11 protein-coding genes are annotated in these 12,628 nt (G+C 71.6%); 7 read left to right on the top strand and 4 right to left on the bottom strand.

What is annotated here, in order from left to right; translation table 11 throughout:
* The first annotated feature begins 9 nt into the window (after positions 1-9).
* Positions 10-924: an aldo/keto reductase gene (locus tag ACWEOH_RS11810; RefSeq protein WP_452031925.1), complete on the top strand. Its 915-nt coding sequence runs from the start codon at positions 10-12 to the stop codon at positions 922-924.
* A 97-nt stretch (positions 925-1,021) separates the two neighbouring features.
* Positions 1,022-2,461 carry a DUF1254 domain-containing protein gene (locus ACWEOH_RS11805; protein ID WP_452031138.1) on the top strand — a complete coding sequence of 480 codons (1,440 nt, stop codon included), beginning with the start codon at positions 1,022-1,024 and terminating at the stop codon, positions 2,459-2,461.
* 33 nt (positions 2,462-2,494) lie between these two features.
* On the opposite strand, the gene ACWEOH_RS11800 is transcribed toward ACWEOH_RS11805, so the two are convergent.
* Positions 2,495-3,361, bottom strand: a complete 867-nt coding sequence (locus ACWEOH_RS11800; protein WP_452031136.1) for a helix-turn-helix transcriptional regulator — start codon at positions 3,359-3,361, stop codon at positions 2,495-2,497.
* Positions 3,362-3,468: 107 nt separating this feature from the next.
* Between ACWEOH_RS11800 and ACWEOH_RS11795 the strand changes: the two genes are divergently transcribed.
* Positions 3,469-4,740: a multidrug effflux MFS transporter gene (locus ACWEOH_RS11795; protein WP_452031923.1), complete on the top strand. Its 1,272-nt coding sequence runs from the start codon at positions 3,469-3,471 to the stop codon at positions 4,738-4,740.
* 26 nt (positions 4,741-4,766) lie between these two features.
* Positions 4,767-5,783 (top strand): zinc-dependent alcohol dehydrogenase family protein, encoded by a 1,017-nt coding sequence (locus tag ACWEOH_RS11790; protein ID WP_452031134.1) that lies wholly within the window; start codon positions 4,767-4,769, stop codon positions 5,781-5,783.
* Between the two features lie 71 nt (positions 5,784-5,854).
* Here ACWEOH_RS11790 and ACWEOH_RS11785 read toward each other — a convergent pair whose 3' ends face one another.
* Positions 5,855-6,862, bottom strand: coding sequence for a zinc-dependent alcohol dehydrogenase (locus tag ACWEOH_RS11785; RefSeq protein ID WP_452031132.1), 1,008 nt, complete (start codon positions 6,860-6,862; stop codon positions 5,855-5,857).
* The gene (locus ACWEOH_RS11780) at positions 6,859-7,767 is read right to left on the bottom strand and encodes an SMP-30/gluconolactonase/LRE family protein (protein WP_452031130.1); all 909 of its coding nucleotides are present in this window, start codon (positions 7,765-7,767) and stop codon (positions 6,859-6,861) included. The genes ACWEOH_RS11785 and ACWEOH_RS11780 overlap by 4 nt, the downstream gene beginning before the upstream one ends.
* Before the next feature lie 102 nt (positions 7,768-7,869).
* On the opposite strand from ACWEOH_RS11780, the gene ACWEOH_RS11775 reads away from it, so the two are divergent.
* Together ACWEOH_RS11775 and ACWEOH_RS11770 are read left to right on the top strand one after the other, a co-directional pair.
* Positions 7,870-9,588, top strand: coding sequence for an IlvD/Edd family dehydratase (locus ACWEOH_RS11775; RefSeq protein WP_452031128.1), 1,719 nt, complete (start codon positions 7,870-7,872; stop codon positions 9,586-9,588).
* Positions 9,589-9,758: 170 nt separating this feature from the next.
* Complete coding sequence (locus ACWEOH_RS11770) at positions 9,759-10,751, top strand: alpha/beta fold hydrolase (protein ID WP_452031126.1); 993 nt, start codon at positions 9,759-9,761, stop codon at positions 10,749-10,751.
* Positions 10,752-10,844: 93 nt separating this feature from the next.
* On the opposite strand, the gene ACWEOH_RS11765 is transcribed toward ACWEOH_RS11770, so the two are convergent.
* On the bottom strand, positions 10,845-11,555 hold the full coding sequence (locus tag ACWEOH_RS11765) for an alpha/beta fold hydrolase (protein ID WP_452031125.1): 711 nt from the start codon (positions 11,553-11,555) through the stop codon (positions 10,845-10,847).
* A 167-nt stretch (positions 11,556-11,722) separates the two neighbouring features.
* On the opposite strand from ACWEOH_RS11765, the gene ACWEOH_RS11760 reads away from it, so the two are divergent.
* Positions 11,723-12,628, top strand: a complete 906-nt coding sequence (locus tag ACWEOH_RS11760) for an alpha/beta fold hydrolase (protein ID WP_452031123.1) — start codon at positions 11,723-11,725, stop codon at positions 12,626-12,628.

The following is a 12,628-nucleotide window of genomic DNA, read 5'->3' as shown; positions in this document are numbered from 1 at the left end:
ACCCTCCGGATCGAACCGCGACGTGCGACGGACTCGGCGGTCCCGAACCTCACGCTGAACAACGGCGTCACGCTGCCCGCCCTCGGCTTCGGCGTCTTCCAGACCCCGCCCGACGAGACCCTCGGCGCTGTGGCCGAGGCGCTGCGGGTCGGCTATCGGCACATCGACACCGCCGCCGCCTACGGCAACGAGCGCGAGGTCGGCCGCGCCATCGCCGAGTCGGGCCTACCGCGCGACGACGTGTTCCTCGAGACGAAAGTCTGGATCAGCGACTACGGCTTCGACAAGACGCTCCACGCCTTCGACAAGTCCGCGGCCAAGCTCGGCGTCGATCGCCTCGACCTGTTGATCCTGCACCAGCCGCTGCCGTCCGCCTTCGACCGCACCATCGACGCCTATCGCGCGCTGGAGCGACTCCAGGCCGAAGGCCGGGTCCGTGCGATCGGCGTCAGCAACTTCATGCCCGAGCATCTGGCTCGGCTCCTCGAGGCGACCGAGATCGTGCCCGCCGTCAACCAGGTCGAGGTCCACCCGTACTTCCAGCAACGGGAGCTGCTCGCCCTCGACGCCGAGCACGACATCCTCAACCAGGCCTGGTCGCCCATCGGCGGCATCACGTTCTACCCCGGCTACGGCGACGATCGGCGCAGCACCCTCGCCGACCCGATGCTGCTCGGCATCGCCGACGCGCACGGCCGGACGCCCGCGCAGGTCATGCTGCGCTGGCACCTCCAGCAGGGTCGTTCGGCGATCCCGAAGTCGACGAACCCCCGGCGGATCGCGGAGAACTTCGACGTGCTCGGCTTCGAGCTGTCGTCCGACGAGCTGGCGGCGATCGACGCCCTCGACACCGGGGTCCGCGGCGGCCCCGAGCCGGCGGCCATCAGGCTCGAGACGCACGGACGCAGCATCCCCGAGGCGTGAGCCCGGATTCCCGGACGACGCACTTGCCCTGACGGGACGCCCTCGGTCAAGCTGAAGCCCGACGCCGACATGTGCGGCGCGTTCGATCGGGGGATCCATGACGGATGACGGGCGTGACATCGGGTTCGGCGACGCGGAGACCACGTCGCCGTTGGTGCGGCAGGTCAACGGCGGCAACTGGCTGCCCCAGGAGGAAGCCGAGGCGCTGCGAGCTGAGCTCTTCTACCAGCGCGCGATCCACGCGTACTTCACCATGCAGCCCGCGCTGAACGTGATCGGCATGCGCGACGGCTCGGAAGCGGCGTTCGGTCGCGGCTACCAGGTCCTGCCGATCTGGAAGGACCGCATGGACGCGCGCACGTGGGTGCCGACGCCGAACGCGGATGTCATCTACTCGATGAGCTACCTCGACCTCAAGGAGACCGGCCCGCTCGTCGTGAACGCGCCCGCGAACGTCATCGGGATGTTCACCGACTTCTTCCAGCGCACCATCACCGACGTGGGAGCGATCGGCCCCGACCGCGCTCGTGGCGGCCTGTACCTCCTGCTCCCGCCGGACTACGACGGGCCGGTGCCCGGTGGGTACTTCCCCTTCCGGTCGTCCACGTACAACGTCTTCCTGTTCTTCCGCACGATCATGGGACGGGGCGATGGGGCACCCGACCCGTCAGCGGGCGTCGAGGTCGCGGAGCAGACCCGCGTCTTCCCGCTCTGGGAGATGGAGAAGGACGTTCGGCCGATGGAGTTCCCGAACGCGAGCGGCATCCGCCTCGACATGATGTATCCGACCGACTTCGCGTACTGGACGAAGCTCAAGGAGTTCGTCGACTACGAGCCCGTGAGCGCCATCGACCCGGAGCTGCGCGGCGTCCTCGCCTCGATCGGCATCATCAAGGGGCGACCGTTCGAACCGAGCGGATGGCAGCGCGAACAGCTCGAGCGGGCGCTCGAGACGGCGCCTCGGATGATCCTCGCGCTCGCGCAGCTCGGCCGCGACGACGAGCGGAACCGGTACTACCACGACCGGCAATGGGAGCTGGCATGGGCGGGCGGCACGAACGACTGGATGCAGGAGAGCTACCTCGACGTCAACACGCGGGCGCGATTCTTCCAGTACGCCTACTCGTCGGCTCCCGCCATGAACATGCACAGCACGGGCGCGGGATCGAAGTATCCGTACACCTACCGCGACGCCGACGGAGCGTTCCTCGACGGCGGCAGCACCTACCGGCTGCACGTGCCGCCGAACATCCCGGCCGGCCTCTTCTGGGCCGCCACGGCGTACAACATCGTCGACGGCACCATGCCCGAGACCGAGCAGCTGCTGCCGTCGACGAACGGGTACTACGACATCCCGGCCAACGACGACGGCTCGATCGACCTCTGGTTCGGACCCGTCCAACCCGACGAAGCAGCGGATGCCGCGTTCGTGCAGACGATTCCGGGCCGGAACTTCATCGTGGCCTTCCGGTTGTATGGCACGGAGCATGCGTTCTACGACCAGACCTGGAAGCCCGACGACCTCGTGAGGATCTGAACCGGCAACGCGGGATCGGCGTCGTCCGGCGCGTCAGGCCGTGGCGTGCTGCGTCGCCGCCCACGACGCGAGCAGCTGGAGCCGCTCCGCCGAGGGCGAGCCGGGCTCGGCCGTGTAGACGAGCATGACGAGTCCGGGCTCGGCCGTGAGCGTGAACTCCTCGTAGGCCAGGGTGAGCTCGCCGACGACGGGATGGTTGAAGCGCTTCGTGCCGGCCCCGTGGGTGCGCACGTCGTGCGCGGCCCAGAGCCTGCGGAACGTCACGCTGCGGGTCGAGAGCTCCCCGACGAGGTCCTGCATCGTTCGGTCGTGCGGATTGCGCCCGGCATCCGCCCGCATGATCGCGACGCACATCTCGGCGAACAGGTCCCAGTCGGGGTAGAACTCGCGCGACGCCGTGTCGAGGAACTGGAAGCGGGCGAGATTCGGGGTGCGACCGCCGTCGCCGATGAGCGGCGAGTAGAACGCGCGTCCGAGGGCGTTCGTCGCGAGGAGGTCCGAGTACTGGTTGCGGACGAACGCGATGCCGCCCGTGATGGACTCGAGCGTCCACTGCAGGCTCGCCCGCGAGGGCGCCTGCCGGGTGGTCCGCCGGCGTGGACGGCCCGATGCGGGGATGCCGTCGGCGGCACGCGCGAGGTCGAACAGGTGCGCTCGCTCCGTGTCGTCGAGCTGCAGCGCGTCGGCGATGGCGTCGAGCACCGAGGCGGATGCCCCGGCGATCGCGCCGCGCTCGAGCTTCGCGTAGTACTCCACGCTCACGCCCGCGAGCACGGCGACCTCGGTGCGCCGCAGGCCTGCCACGCGGCGATTCGGTCCGGCCGGCAGGCCCGCCTGCTCGGGCGTGAGCTTCGCCCGGCGCGACATGAGGAACTCTCGCACCTCGGCTCGGTTGTCCATGCTCACAGGGTAGGTCGGATGCCGCCGACGAGGGGTGCCCTGCCAGTACACGGTTCGTCAGGGACTCCCTCGAACGGTGGCGATCGCGTCCACTTGATGTCGTGCCCATCACCGCTTCCACTCCCGATGCGTCGGCCTCCACCCGCCGGCTGCTGCCGGCCGTGCTGCTCCTGCTCACCGTGTTCGGTCCGATCTCGATGGACCTGTACCTGCCGCTGCTGCCCGCGCTGACGCTCGACCTGGGCGCCACCACATCGATGGCGCAGCTGACCGTGACGGCGTGCCTCGTGGGCCTCGCCCTCGGCCAGCTGGTCGCCGGTCCGATGTCCGACCGGTTCGGCCGACGCGGACCGCTCCTGATCGGCGTCTCCGCCTACATCCTCGCCTCCGCGTGGTGCGCCATCGCGCCGAGCGTCGAGCTGCTCATCGTCGCCCGCTTCGTGCAGGGCCTCGCCGGCGGCGTCGGACTCGTCATCGCGCAGGCCGCCGGCCGTGACCTGTACTCGGGCGGGGCGCTCCTGCGCTACTTCGGGCGAGTGACGGTGCTCAGCGGCCTCGCCGCGATCCTCGGCCCGCTGGCCGGCGGGCTGCTCGCGACCGTCACCGACTGGCGCGGCCTCTTCCTGTTCCTCGCGGCCATCGGCGCCGCCATCCTGCTCGCCGTGCTGCTCGCCTTCAGCGAGACGCTGCCGCGGGATCACCGCACCACGGGCGGGCTCGCGCACACGGTCGGCAGCTACCGCACCCTCCTCCGCGATCGCCGCTTCGTGGGCGCCGTGCTCGTGAGCGGCTTCGTCAGCGCCGCACTGTTCGCCTACCTCGCCGGCGCGACCTACGTGCTCCAGGGCATCTACGGCCTCTCGCCGCAGCAGTACGCGCTCGCGTTCGGCCTGAACTCCGCGGGCTTCATGGTCTTCGGATGGCTCGCCGCACGCAGTGCCGAACGATGGAGCCTGCACGGCACGCTCGTGGTTGGCCTCGTGATGTGCGCGCTCGGCGCCCTCAGCTTGCTGGCCGCCGGCATCCTCGCGCTGCCGGTCGCCGTCGTCATCGTCTCGCTGCTGATGATGGTCAGCGGGGTGGCGGTCACCTCGCCGCCGACCACCACGATCGCCCTGGCCGGATACCCGCAGATGGCGGGCACCGCGTCCTCGCTGCTCGGCATGGCGCGCTTCGCCTTCGGCGGCGCCGCGGCGCCGCTGGTCGGGATCGCCGGCGCCGGGACCATGCTGCCGCTCGGCATCGTCACCGTCGCCGGGATCGCCCTCGCCGCGGCATCCGTCGCCCTGCTCGCGCCGCGTCGCGACCAGACGCGGGCGGCCTCGATCGACCCCCACACCCCTGCAGCCGACGCCCTCGCGACGGCTGCGGACCGATAACCCCGAAGAGAAGGAGCACACCCCCCATGCGTGGTGTCATCATGCACGGCCCCGGCGACATCCGCGTCGAGGACCGCCCCGATCCCGTGATCCAGGAGCCGACCGACGCGATCATCCGCGTCACCGCCGCCTGCATCTGCGGATCGGACCTCTGGCCCTATCGCGGCGCGGAGGACCCGCAGTGGCCGATCCCGATGGGCCACGAATACGTCGGCGTGGTCGAGGAGATCGGCGCGGACGTGACCACCCTGAAGCCGGGCGACTTCGTCGTGGGGTCGTTCTTCGCGTCCGACAACACCTGCGAGATCTGCCGGGCCGGTTACCAGTCCCGCTGCGTGCACGCCACCGGGCTCGACGGCACGCAGGCCGAGTACGCCCGCATCCCGTTCGCGGACGGCACGCTCGTGACCGTGCCGGGGCAGCCCGACGAGCGTCAGGTCCGCGGCCTCCTCGCGGCATCCGACGTGCTCGGCACCGGCTGGTTCGCCGCCGTCGCCGCCGAGGCGGGGCCGGGCAAGGCCGTCGCGGTCGTCGGCGACGGTGCGGTGGGACTGCTCGGCATCCTCGCCGCCCACGAGCTCGGCGCCGAGCGCATCATCGCGTTCAGCCGGCACGCCGACCGGCAGGCGCTGGCGCGGAGCTTCGGCGCGACCGACATCGTGGAGGAGCGCGGCGACACCGGCGTGGCGAAGGTCAAGGAGCTCACCGGCGGGCTCGGCGCGCACTCGGTCATCGAGGCCGTCGGCACGCAGGAGTCCATGATGCAGGCGATCCGCTCCACCCGCCCGGGCGGCCACGTCGGCTACGTGGGCGTCTCGCATGACGTGGAGCTCCCCGGACTGGAGGTGTTCTTCTCCGGCGTGCACCTGCACGGCGGACCCGCGCCAGTTCGCCGATTCCTGCCCGACCTGGTCGACCTCATCATGCGCGACCGGATCGACCCGGGAACGGTCTTCGACCTGACGCTGCCGATCGAGCAGGCCGCCGAGGGCTACCGCGCGATGGACGAGCGACGCGCCACGAAGGTGCTGCTCACGTTCTGAGGCCGACGCGACCGCGACGAGACCCCCGGGGCATCCCGGGGTCTCGGTGCTTGCAGGCGAGTCACCACGCGTCAGATCGCGACGTGGAACTTCGGCCCCGGGCCCGAGCCCTCGGGGCGCTCGCCCGCGAGCACCGCCGGCAGGTCCCCGAGGGACACGGTCGCGGCGACGAGCGGGCGCGGATCGACCTGGTCGTGCGCGAAGGCGCGGATCGTGCCCTCGAGGCCGGGTGACGCACTCAGGATCCCGACCGCGGTGACGTCGGCGAGCGCGAGCATCCGGGTGTCGAGCAGGCTGGGCGAGCCCGCGAGGCCGATGTAGACGACGCGCTTGCCCGGTTCCACGAGCTCGACCGCCCTGGCGGGAAGTTCGGGTGCGTTGGATGCGTCGATGACGGCGTCCCACGGCAGCTCCGGGAGCGCATCCTCCGACCACACCTGCTCGAAGTCGAGCGCACGCGCGAAGTCGAGGGAGCGCTCGCTGCGCCCGAGGAGGTGCACCTCGGCGCCGCCTGCCCGTGCGAACATCGCGCAGAGCAGTCCGATCGTGCCGGGGCCCGTGACGAGCACGCGGTCGCCCGGCCCCAGGGCGGCGGCCTGCACCGCGCGGAAGGCGTTGCCGCCGGGCTCGACGAGCGCGCCGGCCATGTCGTCCACGGTGTCGGGCAGCGCATGCAGGGCGCGAGCGGGCACGGCCACCTGCTCGGCGAGTGCGCCCGGCCGGCCACGACGGATGCCGATCTCGGACCGGTCGGCGCAGACGTGCTGGTAGCCCGTGCGGCACCGACGGCACACCCCGCAGCCGAGCATGGTGTCGCCGGTGACCCGACGACCGAGCCACGACGGATCGACGCCGTCGCCGACCGCGGACACCGTTCCCATCCACTCGTGGCCGATGCGCATCGGGTAGGTGGCGTGCCCGTCGTGGAGATACTGCATCTCGCCGCTGAAGAACTCGAGGTCGGTCCCGCAGATTCCGGCGCGGCCCACGTCGACGACGACCTCGCCAGGCACTGCCGCGGGCGGGGGCACGTCCTGCACCTCGGCACGACCCGGGCCGGTGATGACGAGCGCCCTCATGCTCGATCCCCGCCGCTCGCGTCGACGAAACCGGCCCACAGCGGCTGGGGCAGCCCGGTGACGCCCGGAACGATCGTGAAGAGGCATCCGGAGTGCGGGTACTGCTCGAGCTGCGGTGGCGACAACTCGTCGGCCGCAGTGGTGATGACGAGCGTGTCGAGCCGGGCCCCAGCGAACGCGACACTCGACGTGTGCGGGGCGGGCACCTCGATCACGCGAACGAGATCGCCGCCCGGGGTGTAGCGGCGCACCTGTCCCAGCCCCCAGACGGCGATCCAGAGGTGGTCCTCGGCGTCGACGCACATGCCGTCGGGGAAGCCCGCGTCGAGCTCGACGAGCAGCTCCCGGCGCCCGGTCGCTCCGGTCTCCATGTCGTAGTCGCGCGTGTACACCCGTCGCCGGAGCGTGTCGATCGTGTGGAGGCGTGCGCCGTCGACCGACCATCCGAGGCCGTTCGCGAGGGTGAGGTCGTCATCGAGCACGCGCTGCGAGCCGTCGCGCTCGACCACGAGCAGCTCCTCGCGCTCGGACGGCCCCGCGAGCGACATCGTGCCCACCAGGAATCGGCCCGCTGCATCCGGCTTGCCGTCGTTGAACCGGCGCGCACCGTCGCTGCCGATCACGGGCATGCGGTGCACCACCCGGCCGTCTCGAATCACGACGAGATCGTCGCCGTTCGCGACGATCCACTCCCCCGTCGCCGACGGGGCCATGGCGCCGACCGTGCCGGGTAGCGAGACTCGGCCGACGGCGTCGATCGTCCCGTCGTCGGCGAGCGTGCCGGTGAGCACCTCGCCGCGGCGGATGTCGACCCAGTGGATGCTGCGGCGGACCGGGTCCCAGAACGGTCCCTCGGACAGCACGCCCGGCTCTGCCGTGGCGAGCGTCAGCCGGTCGGCGCTCATGCGGGGGACTCCGGTGCCGACATGCTCGCGCGTCTCCCCTCTCGGGCCATATGCTCACCGCAGTCTCACATGACGGACCCGTTATTCCGAAGGGTGGAGATCATGAGCAAGGTCCTGCGGAGTTCCGCCTGGTACGCGGGCGACGACCGGAACGCGTACATCCACCGGGCGTGGATGCGTCGTGGGGTCCCCGACTCCGCGTTCACGGGTCGGCCGCAGATCGCGATCGCCAACACCGCGTCGGATCTCACGCCGTGCAACGCGCACCTGACCGAGGTCGCCCGGTCGGTGAAGAACGGGATCTACGAGGCGGGCGGCATCCCGCTCGAGCTCCCGGTGGTGTCGCTTGGCGAGACGCAGGTGCGGCCGACGGCGATGCTGTGGCGGAACATGGCGGCGATGGCGACCGAGGAGATGCTGCGCGCGAACCCGATCGACGGCGTGGTGCTGCTCGGCGGGTGCGACAAGACGATCCCGTCGCTGCTGATGGCCGCGGCATCCGTCGACCTGCCCGCCGTGGTCGTGCCGGGTGGGCCGATGCTGAGCGGGCACTTCCGGAACGAGGCGCTCGGCTGCGGCACCGACGTGTGGCGGCTCAGCGAGGAGGTGCGCGCCGGCACGCTGAGCGAGGCGATGTTCCTGAAGTCGGAGTCGTCGATGATCCGCTCGAAGGGGCACTGCAACACGATGGGCACCGCGTCGACGATGGCGCTGGTGGCGGAGGCGCTGGGCACGGTGCTGCCCGGGCTCGCCGGAACACCCGCGCCCGACGCGCGGCTGCTCGAGGCGGCGCACGAGACCGGACGGCTCGCGGTGCAGCTCGTCGCGGACGACCGGCGGCCGTCGACGTTCCTCACCGCCGGGAGCTTCCACAACGCGATCGTCGCGCTCGCCGCGATCGGTGGCTCGACCAACGCCGTGGTGCACCTGCTCGCCATCGCGGGCCGCCTCGGGATCGAGCTGACGATCGACGACTTCGACCGCATCGGCGAGCAGGTCCCGCTGCTGGTGAACCTGCAGCCCGCCGGGAAGTACCTGATGGACGACCTCTACCGGGCCGGCGGATTCCTCGCCGTCATGCGCGAGGTTCGCGACCTGCTCGACCCCGACGCGCTCACGATCACCGGTCGCCCGTTCGTCGAGTACCTCGACGACGCCCGGATCTGGGATCCCGAGGTCATCACGCCGCGCGAAACGCCGCTGCTCCCGGCCGCGGGGATCGCGGTGCTGCGTGGGTCGCTCGCTCCCGGCGGGGCGATCATCAAACCGGCGGCGGCATCCCCGCACCTGTTGAAGCACCGCGGACGGGCCGTCGTGTTCGACTCGATCGAGGACTTCCACGCCCGCATCGACGACCCCGACCTCGACATCGATGCCGACTCGGTCATGGTCCTGCGCGGCTGCGGCCCGCGCGGCTACCCGGGCATGCCCGAGGTCGCCAACATGCCGCTGCCGAAGAAGCTCCTCGAACAGGGCGTGCGCGACATGGTCCGCATCTGCGACGGCCGCATGTCGGGCACCGCCTACGGCACCGTCGTGCTGCACGTCACCCCCGAGGCCGCCGCCGGCGGGCCGCTCGCGCTCGTCAACTCCGGCGACTGGATCTCCCTCGACGTGCGCGCCGGCCGACTCGACATCGACGTGCCGGCCGACGAGCTCGCGAACCGCCGGCCGAACGAGGCGACGATCGACGGCTACGCGAATCCGCGCCGCGGCTGGGAACGCCTCTACGTCGACCACGTCCTGCAGGCCGACCAGGGCGCCGACCTCGACTTCCTCGTCGGTGGGTCGGGCTCGACGGTCAGCCGCGATTCGCACTGACGCGCAACATCCAGCTCTTCGCAGGCGTTCGACGGATGCCGCGACGGCGCGATCGCCGACCTTGCCGCACCTGCAGGCCGGGGACTAGATTGCGGCGTGTCGGGGGCCGCGCCGACACCTGGTCGAGCAGGTGCCGCACCTGGGACGCATCCGGCGAATCGAGGTCTCGCATGCCGGCCCATCGGGAGCACCGACACACGCTCGCCGCGGGATGCGCCGTCGGCGTGCTTGCGCTGCTCGCGGGCTGCAGCCTGGGCCCGGTCGCCCAGACCGGGACGGGCAGCCCCGTCGCGTCGGACGCCTCGACCGCGGCATCCGATGCCTTCGTGCCCGGTGACGGCGAACGGTCAGGCCTCGTCGACCTCGGCGACGGACGCGAGGTGTTCCTGCAGTGCAGCGGCAGCGGATCGCCGACGGTCGTCCTGATCTCGGGCGCCGGCGTGGCCGCCGACGACTGGGAGTACGTCGGCGACCCGACCAGTGCGACCGACCCGGCGGTGCCCTCCGACGACGCGGTGTACCCGCAGGCCGCCATGTCCACGCGCGTGTGCGCGTACGACCGTCCGGGCACCGAGCAGATGGACGGGCAGCCGAGCCGATCGACCGACGTGCCGCAGCCGACGACGTCTCAGGACGCGGCATCCGACCTCGCGGCGATGCTCGCCGAGGCCGAGGTGGAGGGGCCCTACGTCGTCGTCGGGCACTCGTGGGGTGGCATGATCGCGGCGACCTTCGCGCGCGAGCATCCCGAGGACGTGGCCGGGCTCGTGCTGGTCGACCCGGGCTCGCAGTACCTGCAGGAGACGCTTCCGCCCGACGTCTGGGCGCAGTGGATGGCCGACATCGCGAAGGCCGGCGATGCGAACCCCGGCGGCGAGGCGCCCGACTACCCCGCCAGCATCGCCGCGCTCGCCGCGACGCCGCCGCTCCCCTCGATGCCGGTGGCGGTGCTCACCGCCGACCGGCCGTTCGACTACCTCGGCATCGGTGACGCCACCACCTACTGGCCGGCGTGGATCGAGGCGCAGACGCGGCTCGCGGCCTCGCTCGGCGCCGCGCACGTCACGCAGACCGACAGCGGCCACTTCATCGGCAACGAGCGCCCCGAGCTCGTGCTCGAGCAGGTCCGCGCGGCGATGATCACGGGCAGCACGTCGGGCTGAGCGACGACCACGGATGCCGCGACGCGGCGCCGAGAGTGCTCGAAACGTCGGAATGACGCGATCATTCCGACCGTTCGAGCACTCTCGATCGTTTCAGCCGCGTCCGCTCGCCGCGAGGATCAGGTCGGCGATCTGGCGGGGATGCGTGACCATCGAGAGGTGCCCGCTCTCGACCTCGACCCTGGTCGCCCCCATCCGCTCGGCGACGAACCGCTCGAGCTCGGGCGACGTGGTGCGGTCCTGCGCCGAGATCGCGTACCAGCTGGGCTTCTCGCGCCAGGCCGCCACGGTCGTGCGGCTCGCGAAGAGCGTGTCCGAGATCGGGCCCTGGACGGCGAAGAGCACGCGCGCCCGGTCGGGGTCGACCCCGTTCGCGAAGTCCTCCAGGAACGCCTCCTCGCCGAACTGGATGAAACCGGCCTCCTTGACGAGCCCCGCCATGGCGGGCGGCGTCGGGAAGCGCGCGGCGAGCGCGGCGTAGTCCTCACCGACGTCGGGGCCGCGGGCGGCCACGAACACGAGCGCCGAGACGTTCGGGTGCAGACCCGCCTCCGAGATGACCGTGCCGCCCCAGGAGTGACCCGCGAGCACCGTCGGGCCGTCCTGCCGGTCGAGCGCACGGCGGGTGGCGGCGACGTCGTCGTCGAGCGTGGTGAGCGGGTTCTGCACCGAGGTGACCGACAGGCCCGCCTGCTGCAGCAGGGCGATGACGTCGGCCCACGACGACCCGTCGGCGTACGCCCCGTGCACGAGGACCACGTTCCTCGCCGGGACGCTCGCCCCAGCGGATGGATCGGCTGGCATGGACATGCGTGCTCCTTCCGGATGTTCGGACGGGTCGTGCCCACCATACGTTCGGGCCGGGGCTTCGATCTAGACTCGCCCTGAAGGCAGCACCGCGCGGCATCGCAGACGTGGATCGGGGGCCGGCATGGTCTGGGCACTGGTGGCCATCGGGCGAGGGGGCGGCGTTGTCGGCACCTGACGTCCGCGGCGCCCAGCGCCCCCAGCCGCGCGGACCCCGCCGGCCGGAGTCGAGCCTGGCCGAGCACTGGACGAGGATCGACGGCGTCGACGTGTTCTATCGCGAGTCCCCCCACCCGCCGGCCGACGCCCCCGTCATGGTGCACCTGCACGGCTTCGGGCTCTCGGGCCGGTACCTGCTGCCGACGGCCGAGCGGCTCGCCGACGAGTACCGCACGTACGTGCCCGACCTCCCCGGGTTCGGGCGGAGCTGGCGCGCGCCGCGGGCGCTCGACGTGCCCGGGCTGGCGCAGACCGCCGCCCGGTTCCTCGACGACCGCGGCGTGGAGCGGGCGACGCTCGTCGGCAACTCGATGGGCTGCCCGGTGATCACCGAGTTCGCCTACAGCTTCCCCGACCGCATCGACCGAGCGATCCTCGTCTCACCCGCCGGCGGGGTCTACAACCAGCCACTCATGGGGGCCATCACGCAGCTCGCGCGCGACGGCGGCCGCGAGCCGAAGCGCATGCTGCGGGTCGCCGTGCCCGACTACCTCAAGTTCGGCATCCCGAGCACCGTGCGCATGTTCAGGTCGCTCACGCGCTACCCGTCGTACGAGCGCCTGCTCGCCCTGCACATCCCGACGCTCGCGGTGGTCGGCGACCGCGATCCGCTCATGCCGCCGCCCGCCATCGTGCGCGAGGTCGCGACCAACACCGACAACCACGTCGTGCTCGTGGTCATCGAGGGTGCCGCGCACGCCATCAACTTCAGCCATCCCGACGAGCTCGCGCACGTCATCCGGCTCTTCATGGCCGACCGTCCGATCGTCGACGACCCCGACGCGCCGGGGCTCGCGCACGTCGAGGAGGTCCACCGCAGCCCGCACCATCCGCCCGTCACCGACGCGTAA

Source organism: Agromyces sp. NPDC004153 (assembly GCF_053603635.1).
This window is presented reverse-complemented; position numbering and strand designations above follow the sequence as displayed.

What these genes read in the sequence shown, in the direction of transcription:
- ACWEOH_RS11775 (WP_452031128.1), top strand. Translation starts at nt 7,870, where the DNA reads ATGAGCAAGGTCCTGCGGAGTTCCGCCTGGTACGCGGGCGACGACCGG.
- ACWEOH_RS11800 (WP_452031136.1), bottom strand. Translation starts at nt 3,361, where the DNA reads ATGGACAACCGAGCCGAGGTGCGAGAGTTCCTCATGTCGCGCCGGGCG.
- ACWEOH_RS11780 (WP_452031130.1), bottom strand. Translation starts at nt 7,767, where the DNA reads ATGAGCGCCGACCGGCTGACGCTCGCCACGGCAGAGCCGGGCGTGCTG.
- ACWEOH_RS11805 (WP_452031138.1), top strand. Translation starts at nt 1,022, where the DNA reads ATGACGGATGACGGGCGTGACATCGGGTTCGGCGACGCGGAGACCACG.
- ACWEOH_RS11785 (WP_452031132.1), bottom strand. Translation starts at nt 6,862, where the DNA reads ATGAGGGCGCTCGTCATCACCGGCCCGGGTCGTGCCGAGGTGCAGGAC.
- ACWEOH_RS11765 (WP_452031125.1), bottom strand. Translation starts at nt 11,555, where the DNA reads ATGCCAGCCGATCCATCCGCTGGGGCGAGCGTCCCGGCGAGGAACGTG.
- ACWEOH_RS11770 (WP_452031126.1), top strand. Translation starts at nt 9,759, where the DNA reads ATGCCGGCCCATCGGGAGCACCGACACACGCTCGCCGCGGGATGCGCC.
- ACWEOH_RS11790 (WP_452031134.1), top strand. Translation starts at nt 4,767, where the DNA reads ATGCGTGGTGTCATCATGCACGGCCCCGGCGACATCCGCGTCGAGGAC.